This window comes from Chryseobacterium elymi, assembly GCF_003385495.1.
GTDB classification, from domain to species: Bacteria; Bacteroidota; Bacteroidia; order Flavobacteriales; family Weeksellaceae; genus Chryseobacterium; species Chryseobacterium elymi.
Map to the genome: position 1 here is coordinate 1 of NZ_QNUH01000009.1, position 20,260 is coordinate 20,260.

A 20,260-nucleotide genomic window follows, 5' to 3' on the forward strand; every position below is an offset into this window, starting at 1 on the left:
GTATTGATGACCTCAGATTTCTTATCAAGGAATTCATTAATTCTCTGCATGGAAGCTTCAGCCCTCTGGTTGACAGAAGTTACCCAGCCTACCATAGAGAATGGCCAGATCAGGATATTGATGTACATAAAGAAATCAGCAATTTTACCGACACTTAACTGCCCTGCAATATATTTCTGTCCACCAATTAAGATAACAGCTACGTTCAGTAATCCGATTACAAATAAAATAATGGTAAAGAAATACGCTTCTGTTTTTGCTAAGTCGAGTGCTTTATTCTGATAGTCAGTTACTTTGATTCCGTAGTTTTTCTTGATATAGTTTTCCTTCGCAAAAAACTTCACCACTCGGATTCCTGAAAAGCTATCCTGAACGAAAGTGGAAATCGCAGACTGGCTTTTCTGCATAATCTTCGACTTCTGATTGATAATTGAGCTTACCTTAAATATAATGTAAGATAAAATGGGTAATGGCAATAACGTCCATAAAGTCATGGAAGTGTCCGTTTTAACCATATAAATGCTGGTGATTAAAAGAAGAATCACGAGATTCACCACATACATTACTCCCGGACCAAGATACATTCTTACAGCAACAACATCTTCACTTAATCTGTTCATAAGGTCCCCGATGGTAGTCTGTTTGTAATCTGTAAGAGAAAGATCCTGATAATGCCTGTAAATCTTATTTTTCAGTTCATATTCAATTCTTCTTGAGGCTACAATAATAGTCTGTCGCATCATGAAGGTAAAAAAACCTGTCAGAAGCGAGCAGCCCACAATAATAGCAACATATATCAAAACCTGATTATTAAAGCCCAGATTTCCACTTTTTGTAAGCTCGTCTACAGACTTTCCTACAAACTGGACCTTATAGATATTGAAGAAATTACTGGCAATGATAAATAACAACCCCCAAAACAATAATATTTTGTGCTTCCAAAAGTAAGGGTTTAAGGTTTTTAGCGCTTTCATAAAGTTTTACAAATTTACAAAAATGTAGGCAGACTACGAATTTCATCAATTTTAATTTTTGTATCTTTGCACCCATAAAAAGCTCTTTGAATGTTAGGAAGACGACAAATCCGTGAAAAAGTAGTACAAACAGTGTATTCATACTATCAGAATCCTCTGAAATTTGATGTTTTAGAAAAAAACATGTTTTCAGGAATAGAGAAAATCTATAATCTCTATATCTATCAACTTAATTTTTTGGTAGCTCTGAAAGAATTGGCAGAGACTCAGATCGAAATTGGGAAGAACAAATATCTTAAAACTGATGCTGAAATTAATCCTAACCAAAAATTTATCAATAATCAGGTACTGATTAAGCTGGAAGAAAATCCTGAAAGATTATTTTTCACAGGTCAGCACAAACAGCTGAAATGGGATATGCATGATGATATATTGGTAAAGACTTTTCAGAGAATTACAGCAGGGAAGCGTTATCAGGATTTCATGAAAGAAGAAGGGTATTCTTTTGAAGAAGATCAGAAGTTTATCGGAAAGCTGTTTTTGAGATATATCGCTGAGAATGATGATTTCCAGGAATATCTTAGTGATAAGGAACTTTCATGGTACGATGATATCCATATCGCCAACTCAATGGTACAGAAAACGATCGGTTTCCTGAAAGAAGATGAAGAAAGCAGAACTTTAATTAAAATGATTAAAGATGAAGAGGATAAAGTTTTCGCCGGAAAACTTCTCAGAGATACCCTGAATAACTGGGAGGCTAATGAGAAAACATTAAGCGAAAGGTTGGAAAACTGGGATCTGGAAAGAGTTTCTTTAATGGATAAAGTAATTTTGTCAACCGCTATTTCAGAACTGGATAATTTTCCTTTTACACCTTCAAGAGTTATTATCAATGAATATATTGAAATTGCAAAAGTATTTGCAACAGACCGCTCCAATATCTTCATTAACGGAATTTTGGATAAATATTGTAAAGATCAAAATAGAATTTAACATGAAAAAGACGTTATCAATTATCGCCTTGTCTATTATAGGCCTTGGTTTAGTTTCTTGTAAAAAAGAGAACCAGCAAGCTGCTGCAGGTGCAGAAGCTGCCAATATTACAGATTCTACAGCAGGTGCAACCAATTTAGCTCCTACCGATTCAATGGCAGCTCCTGCAGCAGACAATACAGCAGAAGCAACTCCGATTTCTAACCAGCCGCTAACATCAGTTGCCCTGTCTGAAAACAACTTCGATTTTGGAAAAATCAAAAAAGGAGATAAAGTAGAGCACGTTTACGAAATTACCAATACAGGAAAAAATCCATTGGTGATCTCTGAAGTAAAACCTGGATGCGGATGTACAGCTCCTGACTTTACAAAAGATCCTATTCTTCCTGGTAAGAAAGGAAAAATTACTCTGCATTTTGATTCTTCAAGCTTCGACGGAAACGTTCAGAAGTATGCAGATGTATTTGCAAACGTAGATAAGGCTCCTATTAAATTAACGTTCACAGCGAACATTCAACCATAATTATAAAATATGTTGACAATCTTTTTACAGGCACAGCCACAGGGATCTTCATCAATGATGCTGATCATGATGGGAGTGATGTTTGTGGGGTTTTATTTTCTTATGATAAGACCACAGATGAGAAAACAGAAGCAGGAGAAAAGCTTTCAGGAAACTTTAAAAGTTGGAACGAGAGTAGTTCTTACTTCAGGTCTTCACGGAAGAATTGCTCAGGTTCAGGATGACGGATTTGTTATTGAAACTTTATCCGGAAAACTAAAATTCGAAAAAGCTGCTGTTTCCAGAGAATTTACTGAAGCACGTTTTGGGGACAAAGCAAAGGCAGCTGATAAAACGGCAGAGAAAAAAGAAATAGATACTGAAAAGAAATAATTTTCAGTTTGAGAATATTGCTCGGCGCGGTGAACGAAGTTCACCGCGCCGAGTTTTTATATATGTTATCAACACCGTAAACATACGCTTATTTAGTGGCGTAGCCACATTCTTTGCTTCCCTCAAAACTATTACGCATCATCTTGAAACTTTGCGTTGAAAATTTCCCACAGATCCACAAATTGTATAGATTTTTCACCTAATATATTTTTCAGATCAATTTGTTAATCCTATACATTTTAAGAATAGCTTTGCATGAAAGCCTGCTCAAATTAGTGTTATCCGTGAACTTATTCGTGAAATTAATTTGTTTAAAAGTATTGTCATTCAAAATTCATCATCATAAAATCAAATAAATATCTTTGCACCATGAATCAAAATACAGGCAAAACCGTTCTCATTCTAGGGGCCAATTCAGATGTAGCTAAACAATGCATTAAGCAGTATGCTGAAAAAGGATTTTCTGTAATCGCAGCTTCGCGGGATACAATTTCACTGGAAAGGTTTGTTTCAGATAACCAGATTCGTCCTTCAAAAGTCACCATTCTTTATTTTGATGCTGTAGATTTTAATTCCCACCAGAAATTTTATGATGATCTTCCTGTAAAACCTCATATTGCAGTATATGCGGCCGGATTTTTAGTTGATAATGCAAAAGCTTTGAGAGAATTTAAGGGCGCTCAGCAAATGATGCAGGTCAATTACATGGGAGCTGTTTCCATCCTGAATATTATTGCTATGGACCAGAGCAATACCAATCTGGAAAGAATCATCGGATTATCTTCACTGTCAGGTGTAAGAGGCAGGAAAAGTAATTTTGTATATGGAAGTACAAAAGCTGCTTTTACTCAATATTTAGCGGGGTTACGACAGGAATTAGCTTCAAGAAAGATTCTTGTTAATGTCTTGGTGATTGGTTATATCAGAACTAAGATCAATGAAGGTCTTCAGCTCAATGAATCTCTGATCATGGAGCCGGATTATGTGGCGAAGCATATCGTCAATGCCGGAAATTCTTTTACTATCGTCCCAAATTTTAAATGGAAGATGATTTATATTATTTTAAAAATATTGCCGGAAAGTTTGGTTGCTAAACTGCCTTAGATTACTTATTTTTAATATCAACTTTTGAAAGACCCAGGCTTTTCATTAAAGTATTGTAATTATTAAGTAAATGAGGATTATTTCCATATTGGAAAAGTCTCAATTTTCCTTTACTGTCTTCAACTGAAAAAAAATTTCCACTATTACCAAATTCTCTTTCAATGAATTTTAATCTCATTAAATTATTCATATAATTAATTAAGACTGTTTGTTGTGATTTTGATAAGATAAAGTTTTTAGTGACGTCTTTCTCTTGAACGATTGAACCTTTATCATCCCTTTTGCTACAATTTATTTTGTATTTTATATAAGCCAATTTTATTTTTCTTTCTGAGTCATAAATCTTAAGAAGCTCTTCATGACCTCCCCATTCACCACAATCAGCAAATTGAGATTTTATAAGTATTGTATCTTCGTTATTGTAAAACAAATTTTCAAATGAATACCCCGCCTGTCCTGAATTGGTTTTCTCAGAAACTTCTTTATTAGAACAGCTTGTAAAAAGTATTAATAAGCAAATTAAGGAGATAGTTTTCATTTAGCTATGAATTTTATTCAAAAGTACCTAATTACTCCCCATTCTGCAACAATTCCAATGCTTTCATCATATCAATTCCTTTCCCCAAAACAGGTTTAAATAAATCACCTTTTTCCTTAATTCTATCCAAAGCATTATCAATAGTAAAATCTGTTGGTTTTATACCGGGCTTTACTTCATCCCATTCCAAAGGCATTGAAACAGAAGCTCCTTCCTTGGGACGTAAACTGTAAGCACTTGCTAAAGTCTGTCCCGTCCTGTTTTGCAGATAATCCAGATATATTTTATTGTCATCCCTTTTCTGTAAGCTTCTTTCTAATGTTGTGATTTCCGGAAGCTGTGTATGAACCTGCTTCATCAAAATATGGGCAAAATCTTTCACCTGGTCAAAATCATATTTTCCGCCCATCGGGATATAAACGTGAATTCCTGTGCTTCCCGAAGTTTTGCAGTATCCTTTGATTTTAATTGAATTTAAAACCTCGTTTATCTGAAGAGCCGTTTCAATGACATCATCAAATGTATTTTTCTTTGACGGATCCAGATCCAGCACCAGATAATCAGGATGTTCCAGATCCGGGAGAGCACTGTTCCATGGGTTTAAATCAATACAGCCTAAATTATTCAGGTAAGCTAGCGTAGCTTTATCATTACAGTATACATAATCAATATACTTATCATTGGATTCTGAATAGACCTTTGTTGTTTTAATCCATCCCGGCATATGGTCTCCGGCATCTTTCTGGTAAAAACCCTGTTCTTCAATGCCGTTTGGAAAACGGTTCAGAGATAACGGGCGGTTTTTCAGATAAGGAAGAATATATTCCGCAACCGATTGGTAATATTCTATCACATCGCCTTTCATGATACCATCTTTCGGAAAATAAATTTTGTTCTGATTGGTAAGTTTTACGGTATGTCTGTTTAAAGTAATCTCCTTTTCTTTTTCAACGGAAGAGGTATTTTTCTTAGGTGCATCTTTAGCTTTCATCTCTTTAGGATTTTCATTAATTTGACTTATTTTATTGGTCGAATCACCGATTTCTTCAGGATTTTTATCTTCACGGAGGGTAACAAAAACAGGATGCCGGTAAATACCGTCTTTGGTGATTTCAGAGAATTTTATCTCACACACCAATTCGGGTTTCGTCCAGGTTACAGGCATATTGGTTTTAGGTTTCTTTTCAAACGGGGAAGATTTTATAATCAGTTTTTTTAGCCTTTCATGCATTTGGCTTAAGGATTCTTTATTAAAACCTGTTCCTGTATGTCCGCAATATACCAGATTTCCATCAATATACTTTCCAAGGATTAATGCTCCGAAGCTTTTTCTGGATCCTCTGGGCTCCGTAAATCCACAAATAATGGCTTCCTCTGTATTGGTGAATTTTATTTTAAGCCAGTCATTCGTTCTGTGATTTTCAGTATATAAACTGGCGGCTTTTTTCGCAATCATTCCTTCTAACTGCATTTTCTTCATTTGGTTGAAAAAATCAATGCCTTTTTCGGGGATATGATCGCAATATTTGATAATGTCTGTTTCAACTAAGGCTTCTTTTAAAAGTTCTTTCCGCTGTAGAAGTGAAAGTTCTTCCGTAGAGTGGCCATTCAGCCATAGAAGGTCAAATACCTGGTAGGTTAAAGCAAGATCCGGATTGTCACCAATTTGCTGTAAGAGTTGAAAATTGGGTTTTCCATGTTCATCATAAGCTACAATTTCTCCGTCGAGAATCATTTTATACCTTTGGTATTTAAAATCTTTTGTGATTTTTTCAAACTTTGATAAAAAAGAAATTCCGTTTCGGGAATAGAACAGGGGACGTTTATAGCTGAGATCGGTAATTGCCCTGTAGCCGTCCCATTTTATTTCAAAAACCCAATCTTCATCATCAAAGGCCGTCTCAAAAGATTTAGCCAGCATAGGCTTGATGAAGTTTTCTAATTTTTTTTCATCAACTAAAGAGTTGAACCTTTGAAATCTGGGTTTTGTTTCAGAAGCTATAACTTCTTTTTGCTGTTTTTTAGGCTTTTTTTTTCCTCTAAAAACTTAGTTACTGCAGAATTTTTAGAGGTATTCTCTTCTGCATCATAATTTTCTTCAGCAAATTCGTCTTTATGTTTAATTAAAAGCCAGGCATTGTTTTCAGCATTTTTCATTTTAACCAAAGCGAATTCACCTTTCAGTTTTTTTCCATGTAAAATGAACTTTATTGAACCGGCTTTTAATTCTTTCAACAATTGTTTTTCATCGGAAAGTTTGCTGGTATCATCCAATGGTTCATACGTTCCGCTGTCCCAGACTTCAACCTGACCTGCTCCGTAATTTCCTTCAGGAATATTTCCTTCAAAATCTTTATAATCGTAAGGGTGATCCTCAACTTCCATAGCCAGGCGTTTATCTTTTGGATCTAATGAGGGACCTTTCGGAACCGCCCAGCTTTTCAAAACGCCTTCCATCTCCAGGCGGAAATCATAATGCAGACGGGAAGCAGCATGCCTTTGAACTACAAAAATAAGCTTGTCCTTACTCTTTTTTGTTTTTCCCTTAGGTTCGCTTGTTTCAGCGAATCTTCGTTTTTCATTATAATCTTTGAGAGCCATTACGATGCATTTTTAGATTTGGAATTTTGTAAGCTGGCTTTTAACTGTGCCATAAGATCAATTACCTTACCTTGTTTTGCAGGTTCTGCTTTTTTAGCTTTTACTCCTTTACCTTTTGCTTTTTGTTTAATGATCTTCAGTAAAGATTCAGAATAAGTGTCCTCATACATTCCAGGATCAAACTCTTGTGAAAGTTGTTCGATGAGGCTTACTGCCATTTTTAATTCGGCAGGTTTCGGAGCTTTTTTCGCTGGAATTTTTAAGTCTTTATAATCTCTGATTTCTTGTGCAAAACGTAATCTGTTTAAAACAAGGATTTCGTCATTATAAGGGCGAACCATTCCAATTGCTTCACTTTCGCGGAGAACGAAAGTTCCGACACCGACCATTTTTGTTTGTGATAAAGCTTTTAATAGAAGCCTGTAAGCATTTTCCCCGTTTTTTTGAGGTTCCAGAAAATAAGGGTTTTCAAAATAAACGCTATCAACTTCAGCTTCTTTTACAAACTGATCAATAGAAAGTATTTTGCTCTTTTCAGGACTTGCTGCTTCATAATCTTCATCTTCAAGAATGATATATTGATCATCCAGGAGATAGCCCTTTACAATGTTTTCCCACTTGACTTCCCTGCCTGTTTTTTCGTTGACTCTTTTGAATTTGATATTCGAAAAATCAGATTTATCGAGCATATCCAAATCCAGTTTGCTGCTTTCTGTGGCGGAGTAGATTTTAACTGGAATATTGACTAAACCGAATCCAATGGCGCCGTTCCATATTGCTTTCATTGTCTTACGTTTTGGATAAGATTCTGCAATGATTGTGCCGTGCGATTTAACATAATTAAATGAAGCAGGTTTCGGCATCAGAGTTTTACAATTAAAAATATCTGTTTAAGTGATTATTTTTCAGTTTTTCAAAATTTACTACCTTTGTTTTTTCTATTTCTAACAAGAGTCAGTCTTCTTTAATAGACAAATTTCTGCTTTATTTTAAATACTGTTGAAAAATTATCTGCAATTCGAATTTTAATAATACTAAAGATTTTTTAATGAAAGATTTAAATTTAAGAAATGTACAAGACAATTGGGAAAGCTTTATAACGTCTGCCGTGGCTATGGCTCCAAGACTTATCACTGCATTAATTTCTGCCGTTCTTATATTTATCGTAGGAAGATGGATTATCGGTTTGCTGAAAAAGCTGATTAAAAAAACATTTATAAAGAAAGATGTCGAAATTTCTTTGCAGAAATTCATGTTAAATGTTATCAATTGGGGGCTTAATATTTTGCTTTTCATTATTGTGGTTACCCAGCTTGGCGTACAGACTTCCGCTTTTGTAGCGATGATTGGTGCTGCAAGTTTAGCTGTTGGTTTAGCTTTGCAGGGTTCATTGGCTAATTTTGCCGGTGGAATTTTAATTTTATTGCTTAAACCTTTTAAAGTAGGTGATTATATTGAGGTGAAATCTGGAGAATCCGGAACCGTACATATGATTGATATTTTTCATACAAGGCTCATTACTCTACAAAACCAAATGGTTGTAATTCCCAACGGAGATGTTTCAAATAACAGCATTACAAATTATACACATTTAGGCACACGCCGCACATGGTTTAATATTGGAGTTTCTTATAATGCCAATCTTAATGAAGCGAAAGAAATTCTTCTGAATGTAATTCGAAATAATCAATATGCATTTGATGAACCTGCGCCGCAGGTTGTGGTAACTGAATTGGGTGATAGTGCTATAAATTTATCTATAAGAGCAACGACTTCTTTGGGGAATTTCTGGGCAATGAATGAAGAACTTATCATTGATTGCAAAAAGGCGCTTGATAATGCTGGAATTGAAATTCCTTTTCCTCAGAGAGATCTGCATATTTACCAAAGTTCTTGATGTATGAATTCATCAGTTCTGCCTATTTTTCCATGAATTTAATTAAAAAAAGCGGAGATTTTTCTCCGCTTTAATTTTATACTTTTAAATTTAATTTCAGTTCCAGTTCATGGAGTTGCTCGTCAGCAATTGCTGCAGGCGCATCAATCATTACATCACGCCCTGAATTATTTTTAGGGAATGCGATATAATCTCTGATTACCTCGTTTCCGTCAAGGATTGCTACCAAACGGTCAAATCCGAAAGCCAAACCACCGTGAGGCGGAGCTCCGTATTTGAAGGCGTTCATTAAGAATCCAAACTGAGCTTCTGCCTCTTCTTTTGTAAATCCTAAAAGGTCAAACATTTTAGACTGAAGATCTTTATCAAAGATTCTGATAGAGCCGCCACCGATCTCGTTTCCGTTAAGAACCATATCATAAGCATTGGCTCTTGCTTTACCAGGATCAGTTTCCAGTAAATGAATATCTTCCGGCTTAGGAGATGTGAAAGGGTGGTGCATGGCGTGATAGCGTCCGCTTTCTTCATCAAATTCCAATAACGGGAAATCTACAACCCAAAGTGGTGCAAATACATCGCCTTTTCTTAATCCTAAACGGTTTCCAAGCTCCATTCTCAATGCAGAAAGCTGAGTTCTTACTTTGTGTTCGTTTCCTGAAAGAATTAACATTAAATCGCCTTCTTTCGCTCCGAATTTCTCGATGATTTTCGCTAAATCTTCCTCGTTGTAAAATTTATTTACAGAAGAAGTTTTCACCCCGTCATTTTGGAATTTAGCCCAAACCATACCTGAAGCTCCGATCTGCGGCCGTTTTACCCAGTCAACAAGCTCATCGATTTGTTTTCTTGTGTAATCAGCACATCCTTCAACATTGATTCCGACCACCAATTCTGCGTCATCAAATATTTTGAAATCTTTTCCTTTTACAAGTTCATTAAGTTCTATAAATTCCATTCCGAAACGGATGTCCGGTTTGTCGTTCCCGTATTTTCTCATAGCATCAGCAAAAGTCATTCTTGGGAAAGCCCCGAATTCCTGACCTGTAATATCTTTGATCAGTGTTTTCGTCATTCCTTCAAAAACATTCATCACATCTTCCTGATCTACAAAAGCCATTTCGCAATCGATTTGTGTGAATTCCGGCTGTCTGTCGGCTCTCAAATCTTCATCACGGAAGCATTTTACGATCTGGAAATATCTGTCCATTCCACCAACCATCAACAATTGTTTGAAAGTTTGCGGAGATTGTGGCAATGCATAAAACTGTCCCGGATTCATTCTGCTCGGAACAACAAAATCTCTTGCTCCTTCAGGAGTAGATTTGATTAAAACCGGAGTTTCCACTTCAATAAATCCTTCGTCAGAAAGATAGTTTCTTACCTTCTGCGCCATTTTATGACGGAAGATGAGTTTATCTCTTACCGGAGTCCTTCTGATATCCAAATAACGGTATTTCATTCTTAATTCTTCACCTCCGTCCGTTTCATCTTCAATCGTGAAAGGCGGAAGTTGGGATTCATTAAGAACTGTTAGTTTTTCAACCAAAATTTCAATTTCTCCTGTTGGAATATTGGGGTTTTTACTTACTCTTTCTATTACCTTTCCTGTAACCTGAATAACGAATTCACGTCCCAGTTTTTTGGCATTTTCCATCAATTCCGCTGTAGAGCGATCCTGATCAAAAACCAACTGGGTAATTCCGTAACGATCCCGAAGATCTATCCAAATCATAAATCCTTTATCACGAATGGTTTGTACCCATCCTGAAAGTGTAACTTCTTCATTAAGATTTGTCAGAGATAATTCTCCGTTGGTGTGCGATCGAAACATAATTATTTATTTAAAGTTCAATATTTAAGGTTCAATGTCCTGAGCCTTGAATTTTCGTTTGCAAAGATAAGATTTTTGAAGGTTCTATAAACAAAAAAACTTCCTTTCGGAAGTCTCGTATATTATTTGAGGGCTTTTTAATTAATTATTCGCAGCTCCTTTTTGTATCAAGAGCTGTACGGTTTGTTCTTTGTTTCCTAATTTAGCTAATGCAAGAGGAGTTTTTCCGTTACATTCTTTATTAATATCTGCCTGGTTGTCCAAAAGGAATTTAACAATATTGTTTCTACCATAAAGCGAACTGAAGCCTAGTGCGCTGAAAGTCTCATCTTTAAGCGGAAAACATTTGTTATAGTCAGCTTTTGAAAAATTCTTTTTAAATGAAGCAACATTATCAGATTGAATGGACTGCATCTGAGCTTTGCTTAATGTCTGAGTCTGAGCAGAAAGTATATTGGCAGACGCTGAGATTACAAGTAGAAAAGCAGTAGAGATTATTTTTTTCATAAGATTCATTTTAAGAATATACAAATCTAATTTTTTTTTTTGATATGGGTAACTAAATTTTTATAAGAATTGAATTTGTATTTTTGGAAATCAGATAATTATTGATTAGAAAATGACAATATATATAGACTTTTTGAAAAGGGCCTTTAGTGGTAAAGAAGTAGACTATACGAAAATAACCATAAGAAGTGCTGTACTTTTGCTGGCTATTCCTATGATGTTGGAAATGGCTATGGAATCGGTTTTTGCCTTAGTTGATCTGTACTTTGTGGGACATTTGAAAGAAAGTGGTTATGCGATCCAGAGTGTTGGTTTAACGGAATCTGTACTTTCAGTAATTTATTCTATTGCCATAGGGATGAGCATGGCTGCAACAGCTTTGGTAGCACGAAGAATAGGGGAGAAGAATCCCGAACAGGCTTCCAGAAGCGCAGCACAGGTTTTATTGGTTTCGCTTATTATTACGTCGATTCTCAGCTTGTTAGGAGTACTATATGCTGAAGAAATTCTAATTCTGATGGGTTCAAAGCCTGAAGCGGCAGCTTATGGAAAAGATTTTACCAGGATTATGATGGGAAGCAGTGTTATCATTATGCTTTTATTTTTGATCAACGGGATCTTCAGGGGAGCAGGAAATGCAGCTATTGCTATGAAATCGCTGTGGATCGCCAATATTGTAAACATTATTTTCTGTCCTGTTCTTATTAAAGGTTTTGGGCCTGTTCCTGCAATGGGACTTACCGGGGCAGCCCTGGCAACTACGATAGGAAGAAGCATCGGGGTAATTTACCAACTGTACCACCTTTTGGTTGCTGATACCCAAATCCGAATTGCATTATCTTATTTTAACCCTGATTTTAAGCAGATAAAATCCATTGTAAAAATTGCTACTCCCGGAATTTTCCAGTTTGTAATTGCTTCATGCAGCTGGATCTTTCTAGCACAGTTGGTTGCCACTACGGGAGGAGAGAATGCTTCTGCGGGATATCAGACGGCTCTGAGACTGATGATGTTTTTTATGCTTCCTGCCTGGGGATTAAGCAATGCAGCTTCTACATTGGTTGGTCAGAATATGGGAGCTAATGAAATGCTGAGAGCGGAACAGTCTGTGATGAAAACAGTAAAATATAATGTGATTTTTATGCTGGTTGTAAGTCTGATATTTTTCCTACTTGGGGATTTTCTTGTAGGATTTTTTACACAGGAGACGGAGATTAAAACTTTTGCCAAAAATGCATTACACATTATGAGTGTCGGGTTTATCTTCTATGGAATTGGTATGGTGCTTATCAATGCCTTTAATGGAGCAGGCGACACCTGGACGCCTACTTGGGTGAACTTTTTTGGATTCTGGCTGTTTCAGATTCCGTTAGCTTATTTTCTTTCCAAACATTTTGGAATGGGGCCTAAAGGGGTATTCATCTCTATTCCTGCTGCGGAAACTTTAATTACCATTGTTGCTTTTATTTTGTTTAAAAAAGGAAAGTGGAAGACGGTGAAAGTGTGATCGAAAATGAAGCTGGGAGAGGGAGGATGGAATTTAGCGGGAGTCCTGCTATCCTTGTCAAGGTTCGAAACCTTGACAAGGATTTCCAAGTGCAAAAATTAATAAAACTGTTTTTAAATCTCCGTTTCTGGCCTCAATAACTTCCATCTTCCAGCCCAGGCTTCCTTTCTTTTGTCTCGATTTTATAAAAATTTTAACAGCCTCAATTTTTTTGATGTATACTATATTGCTTAATTTAGTACTTAACCAATAAATATGTATCACTATGGGAAAAGGAGACAAAAAATCAAGAAGAGGGAAAATCAATGCGGGAAGCTATGGTAAAAGAAGGCCCAGAAAGGCTTCTAAGTCAGTTGGTTCTTCTGAGAATAAAGCGAAGAGCTGAAAATAAAAAGGCTGAAGATCAAACTTCAGCCTTTTTCAATATACAAAATTAAATTATTTTCCTCCTAAAAGGTTACCAAGGATACTTCCTAATCCGCCTCCCTGTTGCTGTTGCTGTCCGCCTCCGCCAAGTACGCTTCCTAAGATGTCGTTAAGGGGATTTCCTCCGGACTGAGCCTGACCACCTCCTAAAACGCTTCCCAAAATGTCATTTAAAGGATTGGATTGCTGTTCCTGGGCCTGGTTAGATGCATTTCCAAGAATTCCGCCTAAAAGATCTCCTAATCCTCCGGCTCCTACATTATTCTGTTGTTTCTCTTTACCGATATATCCCATAATTACCGGAGCAAGCATCGCTAAAATAGGTCCTATTTTATCAATAGAGATACCTGTATTTTGAGAAAGCTGATTTTCTACGGTGCTTTTTTGCCCGCCAAAAATATGATCAAGAATAGATCCTCCTTCGGCCTGTCTGGCTTCAGCTTGTGAAGCATCATCTAGAATACTTCCGTCGTGGTCTTTATCTAATGCGTTATTTAAAGCTTCTGCTTCATTAGCATCCTGAGACTTTTTTCTAAGATAAGAAATAACCAAAGGTGCAGCTACTGCCAATAAGGCTATAATTTGGTTTCTGCTGATTCCGAATTTGTTTTCTGCCTGTTCAGCAACCTGATTGCTGGTGTTACCTGTAAGTAGGTCGATTAAACTCATGTTTGTGTTTATTTTAAATATTAAGTAAACCAAAGATATCAAAAAATGTGATTCACGAAATTTTCTAGCTCACAATTATTGTTAAAGTTTTTTGATCTCCTCTTCCGTATATCCTTTACTTTTTAGCAGTTCTATATAATCTTTTGCTCCATTAATCATCCAGTGCATCGGATCAGGTGACTTCTTTTTTTCAATAATGAATTTCAGAATACCTACATTATTATTCATCCAGGGAACCAGATAATAATCTAGCCCACCTTTATACTTTTTAGCCTCATGAAAATTTCTTCCCGGTTCTGTTAGAAATGCCGCTTTATAGGTGGCGTAATATCCTAAAGGAATCAAAAGACATATCCATGAAAATCTTTTCAGTGAGGAATATTTTGGTAGTGCAAGTCCATATCCTATGGAAAGCGCAAAAATCATATTGAAAGGAATGAAAAATACATAATTGTCTGAAACAGCATAGAAAGTAGAGAAACCATAGACACATACAGCTGCAGTGAAGAATACAAAAAATATCTTTTTATCTGATGTGTATAAATGTATCATGCCAATGATCCCGAAAATGATAAAGATATTAAAGTTGTAAATTAAATAACCTACAGATTGTACAAAATCTATCAAATACTGTTTTGGTGTTTTCTTGAATGTATCTTGTATCCAGTGCCCACCTTCTGCAGTATACGGCGAATATAACGGAAGCCCTTGAGAAACATTTAAAATGGTTATCGACAGGAAAAGAAATAAAAATATAAAAAGCGAAGAGTAAGCATATTTTTTTTCTTCTTTAAAATAGTATAGAAAAACTAATAGAGCTGGAATCAATAGTATATTCTGAATATGCAGCCATAGACTTAATCCTAAAAATAGACCGCTTAATATAATGTAATTCTTCTTATTTTCTGTAAAGCTTTTTACCATTGAAAAAAAGAAAAGGCTGATCCATAATGAATTGTAGGTATATACTTCTACAATCTCAGCATTTCTCCAAAAAGAAAAACTTAATCCGAAAACAATTGCTGCCGTGATAGAAGCCCATTCTTTTTTAGTAATGCTTTTTAAAGTAAGATAAATAACGGATACTGTAGCAGAAGCAGAACCAATAATTAAGAGCCTGCTTGCGGCAATTGCATCAAGTCCTGTAATATCTTTGATCAGAATGCCTGTATTCACATAAAGAAAATGGGTAATGGCAGTAGCAACTGTTGCATATTTACCCAATTCAACCGTATGTACAAAACCCACGCAGTCGGCAAACGGAATTCTTGTAAAACTCCCGGCATAATAAATGGCTAAAAAAATGAAAAATAAAAATACTGCGTATAAATTTTTAAACATATATTAATTCTTTACAATAGGGACATTGGAACAGGCTTCACCAAACATCAGAGACTTAACTATGGGTTTCAGTTGTTCAACCAGTTCTATATATGCATTTTCAGGGATTTCTTTGTCAGAGCAACCTTTTACAAGAACTCTTTTACCTCTCATATCTTCAAAATCGTAAGTCTGGATAGCATTGTGCATCAGGATCACTTCCAGGTCTTCACGGTTTCCGAAGACGATCTTTTTAGCAACGTCCGTAAGCTTGGCGGTTAATACAAAATAAGCCCACAGTGGAACAATAGTATCCACAGAATTGTAAATATATATATAAGCGTCTTTATACTCATCAGTATTGATGGTGTCTACCTTCTCTCTGAAATCTTTTTCTTTCAGAATTATTTCCTGAAAAAGGAAATCTTTAAGATCAATACCCTTTCTTATTCCTTTAGGAACCAGAGTAGATAGGTCGAAATTCACAAGGCCGCTTTCAGCAACTTTATTTCGGATTTCAAATTCTTCTGACATTTTTTATCATTATCTTTGGACAAATTTACAAATTAAGATCAAGTAAACCTTAATTTGTTCTCTATCCTTACTATAGAAATGAAGTATTATATTATTGCAGGAGAAGCTTCCGGTGATCTGCATGGAAGTAACTTAATGAAAGCCCTTAAACAGAAAGATCCGCAGGCGGAAATAAGGTTCTGGGGTGGTGATCTTATGAAAACACAGGGAGGAACACTGGTAAAACACTACCGTGATCTGGCATTTATGGGTTTTCTGGAAGTCGCTATGAATTTAAGGACCATCCTCAACAATATCAAATTCTGTAAGGAAGATATCAGAAAAAACAAACCCGATATTCTTATTCTGGTTGATTATCCCGGATTTAATTTAAGAATTGCAAAATTTGCAAAGGAACTCGGGATAAAAGTGGTCTATTATATTTCTCCACAGCTCTGGGCCTGGAAAGAAGGCAGGGTAGAGATTATTAAAAAATATGTAGACGAAATGATGGTCATTCTTCCTTTTGAAGAGGATTTTTATAAAGGGCATGGTGTTCATTCCCATTTTGTAGGACATCCGCTTCTTGATGCGATCGCCGGACTGAATGATATCAATGTTGAAGAATTTAAAAAAGAAAACGGCCTTAATGAAAAAGAAATTATTGCACTTCTTCCCGGTTCCAGAAAACAGGAAGTAGAGAAAATGCTTGAAATCATGCTTTCCGTGAGACCGCATTTTAAAGATTACCAGTTTGTCATTGCCGGTGCACCAAGTCTTCCGAAAGAATTCTATCAGAAGTATGTAGATGATAACGTTCATTTTGTTTCCAACAGAACATACGACCTGCTGAGGTGCTCGAAAGCAGCTTTAGTAACTTCAGGAACAGCGACACTGGAAACCGCCTTGCTTAATGTTCCGGAAGTGGTTTGCTACCGTGGAAGCAAAATCTCTTACGCCATTGCAAAAAGACTCGTAAAAAACATCAAATATATTTCTCTGGTCAACCTGATCATGGACAGAGAAGTGGTAAAAGAACTGATCCAAACCGACCTGAATACCAAAAACCTTGTAGAAGAGCTCAATAAAATGATAGAAGGGGGAAAAAGAAATCAGGTTTTGGCAGATTATAATCTTTTAAGAGAAAAGCTCGGTGGAAAAGGAGCCAGTGAAAAAGCTGCTGAGGTAATTTTAAGTATTTAATTACTCTTCTGAATGATCTTGCTTCTAAGGCTCACCTGGGGCTGAATAAATTTATAGATTTTAATTTTTTAGCAAATGAATTTTTTTAAAAGCTTTCTGGTATTCATCTTATTAACCTTCATTTTACCGAAAAGTTTTGCTCAAAACGGCAAATCCAGGGATAAGGTTCAGATCTTCTATTATGGATGGTACGGAAACCCTGAGGTTGACGGAAAGTATGATCATTGGAATCATGATATCCTGCCTCACTGGAGCAATCCGAAATGGAATAACTTAGGGAACTACAAAGGCGCAGATGATATTGGTGCTAATTTCTATCCCGCTTTGGGAAACTACAGCTCGAATGATCCTGCAATCATTAAAAAGCATATGAAAATGATCCAGGAATCTGGTGTTGGTGTGGTTGTTTTAAGCTGGCTGGGGAAAGATTCATTTGTTGATAAGAGTATTACCAAATATTTGAATATAGCAGACCAATTTAATTTAAAGATTGCTTTTCACATAGAACCGTTTTACAAAAATATAACCGAACTTAGAGAACAACTTTCTTATCTGGTGAAAACCTATTCCCATCATAATGCCTTTTACAAGAAAGAAGGAAAACCATTGTACTATGTTTATGATAGTTATAAAATTTCACCGTCAGAATGGTCAGAGCTCCTTTCTGAAAACGGAAGAAAAACTGTTCGGAAAACAGAATTAGATGGACTTTACATAGGATTATGGGTTGAAAAAGAACACTCAGATTTTTTTGAGAAATCCGGTTTCAATGGTTTTTATACCTACTTTGCCAGCGACGGTTTTGTTTTTGGAAGTACAACTTCCAATTGGAGCTATCTTTCCAAATATGCAAAAGACCGGAACCTTATTTTCATACCTTGTGTAGGTCCGGGTTATTCCGATACCAGAATAAGACCCTGGAATGAAGTCAATTTCAAAAGCCGGGAAAACGGAAAATATTATGAAAGAATGTTTGATGCAGCCACAGAAGTAAATCCGGATTTTATCGGGATCACTTCTTTCAACGAATGGCATGAAGGAACACAGATAGAACCTGCGATCCCTAAAAAATCTGGAAATTTCAAATATGAAGACTACGGAAAAGATTCCTGGTTCTACATAAAAGAAACGAAACGCTTGACAGAATATTTTTTAAGCGGTAAATAATCCGGAGAATTACCTTTTATAAGATGGGTATATTTACGAAAGAAAATATTACATTAAAAATTTTAATGAAATTGCTGTAGTATGCAGTTTTTTATACAAAGCTATCTTTTGCAGATGGCTTTTTCTTTTTCATTTATAACCGGATTTCATAGTAAATAATCAAGCCATATATTACTCATTTAATGATAAATAACACTTTAGTTCTGCAAAATCTGTGTTACTTAATAATCAAATGAATTAATTACTTTTTTGGTTATAAATATACACAGTTTGAATAAGCAGCCACTTCTCATTTTGTCTATCTGTTTTATCCTCGGAATTTTTTTTCAGGATAAAATGCTGTTGGATAAAACTATAATTTATATAGTTTCAGCAAGCTGTTTATCAATTTTCCTTTTGTGTTTTTTGAATTCTTATTTTCTGCATAAAACAAGAGCGATACTGCTGGGATTGATGTTTTTCGGAGCCGGAATAATCCTCCATTTTTTCAATACCTTTTCGTCCGGTAACCGGTATGATAATCAAAACGTAACGGTATTCTTTAAGATTTCCAAAAAACTGAATTCTACAGAAAAAAATAAAAAATATGAAGCCGTTATTCGTGCAGGAAAAGAAAATTTCAATGCTGTTGTATATATCCCCAAAACCAATAAAGAAATTGATTTTGAGCATTATTACAAGGCTGATGCTTACCTGTCAAAAACAAAATCTCCGCAGTACAGCTTTCAGTTTGATTATGCAAGGTATTTAAAAAGGAAAAATATTGAATATCAATGTTATATCTCCAGTAATATTTCCTCAGCAAAGAGAAATGATTTAAGCTTAAATGAACGAATTCAGCAGCGTAGATTAGAAACATTGCAAAAAATTGATCAAGCTGAAATGTTCCCTAGCACCCGGGAATTCTTAAAAGGAATTATTCTGGCAGACAGGACAGAAATGGATTCTGAAACGGTAGAAGATTTCAACAGGTCCGGAATGGTTCATTTATTGGCTATTTCAGGAACACATATTGTCGTCATTTTTGGGATGTTCTACTTTTTACTGATGCGGTTCAGCCCTTTACGGTTCAGAAAATATGCGGTGATTTCCAGCATTGTTTTTATCTGGCTGTTTGCTGTATTTATCGGTTTTGGAAATTCTGTGATGCGGGCCTGTATTATGCTGACGGTATATTTTGTCTATGTTCTTCTCCAGAGAAAACCAGATATGCTTCATTCTCTTTCTTTATCAGCAATGATTATTTTAGTTATTGACACACAGCATCTTTTTGATATTGGTTTTCAGCTTAGCTTTCTTGCTGTGTTGGGGATTTTTTGGCTAAACCAGCCGCTTTTGAAGTATTTTCCGCAGCAGAATGGTTATTTAAAAAAAATAATCTGTAATACCATAACCATTTCATTTTCTGCACAGCTGGCGATTCTTTATTACTTTCACCAGTTTTCGTTAGTTTCTGTGCCTGCCAACATCCTGATAGTCCCATTTTCAGAAATATTGATTGTATTTTCTTTTTTAATGACGGTTCTCATTGGATTGAAGATCGATTTTATGTGGATCAATTTTTTATATGACGGATCTATCCGAATTTTACTGAGCCTTATTCACTGGTTTTCAGAGAGGGATATGCTGTTTTACTCAAATATAGCGATGAGTATTGCTGAAGCAATATTTTTGTCTATTGTCGTTTATATGCTGAGACCATTGCTTTTAAAGATCAATTTTAAAAATTTAACCAGGGTAGCAGCAATGGTTTTAGTGTTTTTTATAATCAGAACAGCGTTTAGTATTTTTGAAAATCAGAAAGAAGAAATACTGCTTCATGATTTTAATAAAACTAACGTATTATCAGTGAAGAAGGGAAGTAAGGCTTGCTTTTGGATAGCAGAACGTTCTGATAAAAAGAAAATTTTAAGATTTATAGCAGGGCCTTACTGTTCTTCCAGACGTATTCGGACTCTGGAAATAAAGACCTTTCCTGAAACAGCAGAAAAGGTAGTTTATAATGGCAAAATTTATGATTTGAAAAAATAAACAGTACTTTTCATTTTTTCCTTTAAACAATGTGATAGATTCTTATTTAGAAAGATTACAAACTGTCTAATTGTGAGATTT

The 20,260-nt window shown here is 35.6% G+C and carries 20 protein-coding genes; 10 read left to right on the forward strand and 10 right to left on the reverse strand.

The genetic code is table 11. The features are described 5' to 3' along the window. Positions 1-974: ABC transporter transmembrane domain-containing protein (locus tag DRF60_RS11725; protein WP_133297250.1), on the reverse strand; the 974-nt coding region annotated here is incomplete at its 3' end. A 90-nt stretch (positions 975-1,064) separates the two neighbouring features. On the opposite strand from DRF60_RS11725, the gene DRF60_RS11730 reads away from it, so the two are divergent. From DRF60_RS11730 to DRF60_RS11745, 4 genes are all read left to right on the forward strand, one after another. Further along, the gene (locus tag DRF60_RS11730) at positions 1,065-1,970 is read left to right on the forward strand and encodes a transcription antitermination protein NusB (protein WP_111955492.1); all 906 of its coding nucleotides are present in this window, start codon (positions 1,065-1,067) and stop codon (positions 1,968-1,970) included. A 1-nt stretch (position 1,971) separates the two neighbouring features. Beyond that, positions 1,972-2,493 carry a DUF1573 domain-containing protein gene (locus DRF60_RS11735; protein WP_185144587.1) on the forward strand — a complete coding sequence of 174 codons (522 nt, stop codon included), beginning with the start codon at positions 1,972-1,974 and terminating at the stop codon, positions 2,491-2,493. Between the two features lie 9 nt (positions 2,494-2,502). Beyond that, complete coding sequence (gene yajC / locus DRF60_RS11740) at positions 2,503-2,865, forward strand: preprotein translocase subunit YajC (RefSeq protein WP_116012250.1); 363 nt, start codon at positions 2,503-2,505, stop codon at positions 2,863-2,865. A gap of 369 nt (positions 2,866-3,234) precedes the next feature. Next, a complete protein-coding gene (locus DRF60_RS11745) occupies positions 3,235-3,969 on the forward strand; it encodes an SDR family NAD(P)-dependent oxidoreductase (protein ID WP_116012251.1) in 735 nt (244 codons plus the stop codon). A gap of 1 nt (position 3,970) precedes the next feature. On the opposite strand, the gene DRF60_RS11750 is transcribed toward DRF60_RS11745, so the two are convergent. The 4 genes from DRF60_RS11750 to ku form a co-directional block, all read right to left on the reverse strand. Next, entirely contained in the window at positions 3,971-4,507 is a 537-nt protein-coding gene (locus DRF60_RS11750) for a hypothetical protein (RefSeq protein ID WP_116012252.1), read from the reverse strand. Between the two features lie 31 nt (positions 4,508-4,538). Further along, positions 4,539-6,428 (reverse strand): DNA ligase D, encoded by a 1,890-nt coding sequence (gene ligD, locus DRF60_RS11755; RefSeq protein ID WP_116012253.1) that lies wholly within the window; start codon positions 6,426-6,428, stop codon positions 4,539-4,541. 77 nt (positions 6,429-6,505) lie between these two features. Beyond that, positions 6,506-7,108, reverse strand: coding sequence for a DNA polymerase ligase N-terminal domain-containing protein (locus tag DRF60_RS11760; RefSeq protein ID WP_116012254.1), 603 nt, complete (start codon positions 7,106-7,108; stop codon positions 6,506-6,508). Then, positions 7,108-7,893 carry a non-homologous end joining protein Ku gene (ku, locus tag DRF60_RS11765; RefSeq protein ID WP_116012387.1) on the reverse strand — a complete coding sequence of 262 codons (786 nt, stop codon included), beginning with the start codon at positions 7,891-7,893 and terminating at the stop codon, positions 7,108-7,110. The genes DRF60_RS11760 and ku overlap by 1 nt, the downstream gene beginning before the upstream one ends. Positions 7,894-8,156: 263 nt before the next feature. On the opposite strand from ku, the gene DRF60_RS11770 reads away from it, so the two are divergent. Then, positions 8,157-9,005 carry a mechanosensitive ion channel family protein gene (locus DRF60_RS11770; protein ID WP_116012255.1) on the forward strand — a complete coding sequence of 283 codons (849 nt, stop codon included), beginning with the start codon at positions 8,157-8,159 and terminating at the stop codon, positions 9,003-9,005. A gap of 76 nt (positions 9,006-9,081) precedes the next feature. Here DRF60_RS11770 and aspS read toward each other — a convergent pair whose 3' ends face one another. Both aspS and DRF60_RS11780 read right to left on the reverse strand, forming a co-directional pair. Further along, positions 9,082-10,836 (reverse strand): aspartate--tRNA ligase, encoded by a 1,755-nt coding sequence (aspS, locus tag DRF60_RS11775; protein WP_116012256.1) that lies wholly within the window; start codon positions 10,834-10,836, stop codon positions 9,082-9,084. A 141-nt stretch (positions 10,837-10,977) separates the two neighbouring features. Further along, positions 10,978-11,343: an ankyrin repeat domain-containing protein gene (locus tag DRF60_RS11780; protein ID WP_157967955.1), complete on the reverse strand. Its 366-nt coding sequence runs from the start codon at positions 11,341-11,343 to the stop codon at positions 10,978-10,980. A 112-nt stretch (positions 11,344-11,455) separates the two neighbouring features. Between DRF60_RS11780 and DRF60_RS11785 the strand changes: the two genes are divergently transcribed. Together DRF60_RS11785 and DRF60_RS11795 are read left to right on the forward strand one after the other, a co-directional pair. After that, positions 11,456-12,850 carry an MATE family efflux transporter gene (locus DRF60_RS11785; RefSeq protein WP_116012258.1) on the forward strand — a complete coding sequence of 465 codons (1,395 nt, stop codon included), beginning with the start codon at positions 11,456-11,458 and terminating at the stop codon, positions 12,848-12,850. Between the two features lie 265 nt (positions 12,851-13,115). Next, complete coding sequence (locus tag DRF60_RS11795) at positions 13,116-13,235, forward strand: 30S ribosomal protein THX (protein WP_116012260.1); 120 nt, start codon at positions 13,116-13,118, stop codon at positions 13,233-13,235. 53 nt (positions 13,236-13,288) lie between these two features. On the opposite strand, the gene DRF60_RS11800 is transcribed toward DRF60_RS11795, so the two are convergent. From DRF60_RS11800 to DRF60_RS11810, 3 genes are all read right to left on the reverse strand, one after another. Beyond that, positions 13,289-13,945 (reverse strand): DUF937 domain-containing protein, encoded by a 657-nt coding sequence (locus DRF60_RS11800; RefSeq protein WP_116012261.1) that lies wholly within the window; start codon positions 13,943-13,945, stop codon positions 13,289-13,291. Positions 13,946-14,026: 81 nt separating this feature from the next. Beyond that, positions 14,027-15,286 carry a protein O-mannosyl-transferase family gene (locus DRF60_RS11805; RefSeq protein WP_116012262.1) on the reverse strand — a complete coding sequence of 420 codons (1,260 nt, stop codon included), beginning with the start codon at positions 15,284-15,286 and terminating at the stop codon, positions 14,027-14,029. A 3-nt stretch (positions 15,287-15,289) separates the two neighbouring features. Further along, the gene (locus DRF60_RS11810) at positions 15,290-15,799 is read right to left on the reverse strand and encodes a DUF2480 family protein (protein WP_116012263.1); all 510 of its coding nucleotides are present in this window, start codon (positions 15,797-15,799) and stop codon (positions 15,290-15,292) included. A 78-nt stretch (positions 15,800-15,877) separates the two neighbouring features. Between DRF60_RS11810 and lpxB the strand changes: the two genes are divergently transcribed. The 3 genes from lpxB to DRF60_RS11825 all read left to right on the forward strand — a co-directional run bounded on the left by lpxB (position 15,878) and on the right by DRF60_RS11825 (position 20,179). Continuing rightward, positions 15,878-16,981, forward strand: a complete 1,104-nt coding sequence (lpxB, locus tag DRF60_RS11815) for a lipid-A-disaccharide synthase (protein ID WP_116012264.1) — start codon at positions 15,878-15,880, stop codon at positions 16,979-16,981. A gap of 75 nt (positions 16,982-17,056) precedes the next feature. Next, on the forward strand, positions 17,057-18,148 hold the full coding sequence (locus tag DRF60_RS11820) for a glycoside hydrolase family 99 protein (RefSeq protein WP_116012265.1): 1,092 nt from the start codon (positions 17,057-17,059) through the stop codon (positions 18,146-18,148). 294 nt (positions 18,149-18,442) lie between these two features. Then, positions 18,443-20,179, forward strand: coding sequence for a ComEC/Rec2 family competence protein (locus DRF60_RS11825; protein WP_262510880.1), 1,737 nt, complete (start codon positions 18,443-18,445; stop codon positions 20,177-20,179). The last annotated feature ends 81 nt before the right edge of the window (positions 20,180-20,260 follow it).

Bases quoted from the DNA above. Each gene is read 5' to 3' on its own strand.
- DRF60_RS11730 (WP_111955492.1), top strand. From the start codon at position 1,065: ATGTTAGGAAGACGACAAATCCGTGAAAAAGTAGTACAAACAGTGTAT.
- DRF60_RS11735 (WP_185144587.1), top strand. From the start codon at position 1,972: ATGAAAAAGACGTTATCAATTATCGCCTTGTCTATTATAGGCCTTGGT.
- yajC (WP_116012250.1), top strand. From the start codon at position 2,503: ATGTTGACAATCTTTTTACAGGCACAGCCACAGGGATCTTCATCAATG.
- DRF60_RS11745 (WP_116012251.1), top strand. From the start codon at position 3,235: ATGAATCAAAATACAGGCAAAACCGTTCTCATTCTAGGGGCCAATTCA.
- DRF60_RS11750 (WP_116012252.1), bottom strand. From the start codon at position 4,507: ATGAAAACTATCTCCTTAATTTGCTTATTAATACTTTTTACAAGCTGT.
- ligD (WP_116012253.1), bottom strand. From the start codon at position 6,428: ATGCTGGCTAAATCTTTTGAGACGGCCTTTGATGATGAAGATTGGGTT.
- DRF60_RS11760 (WP_116012254.1), bottom strand. From the start codon at position 7,108: ATGGCTCTCAAAGATTATAATGAAAAACGAAGATTCGCTGAAACAAGC.
- ku (WP_116012387.1), bottom strand. From the start codon at position 7,893: ATGAAAGCAATATGGAACGGCGCCATTGGATTCGGTTTAGTCAATATT.
- DRF60_RS11770 (WP_116012255.1), top strand. From the start codon at position 8,157: ATGAAAGATTTAAATTTAAGAAATGTACAAGACAATTGGGAAAGCTTT.
- aspS (WP_116012256.1), bottom strand. From the start codon at position 10,836: ATGTTTCGATCGCACACCAACGGAGAATTATCTCTGACAAATCTTAAT.
- DRF60_RS11780 (WP_157967955.1), bottom strand. From the start codon at position 11,343: ATGAAAAAAATAATCTCTACTGCTTTTCTACTTGTAATCTCAGCGTCT.
- DRF60_RS11785 (WP_116012258.1), top strand. From the start codon at position 11,456: ATGACAATATATATAGACTTTTTGAAAAGGGCCTTTAGTGGTAAAGAA.
- DRF60_RS11795 (WP_116012260.1), top strand. From the start codon at position 13,116: ATGGGAAAAGGAGACAAAAAATCAAGAAGAGGGAAAATCAATGCGGGA.
- DRF60_RS11800 (WP_116012261.1), bottom strand. From the start codon at position 13,945: ATGAGTTTAATCGACCTACTTACAGGTAACACCAGCAATCAGGTTGCT.
- DRF60_RS11805 (WP_116012262.1), bottom strand. From the start codon at position 15,286: ATGTTTAAAAATTTATACGCAGTATTTTTATTTTTCATTTTTTTAGCC.
- DRF60_RS11810 (WP_116012263.1), bottom strand. From the start codon at position 15,799: ATGTCAGAAGAATTTGAAATCCGAAATAAAGTTGCTGAAAGCGGCCTT.
- lpxB (WP_116012264.1), top strand. From the start codon at position 15,878: ATGAAGTATTATATTATTGCAGGAGAAGCTTCCGGTGATCTGCATGGA.
- DRF60_RS11820 (WP_116012265.1), top strand. From the start codon at position 17,057: ATGAATTTTTTTAAAAGCTTTCTGGTATTCATCTTATTAACCTTCATT.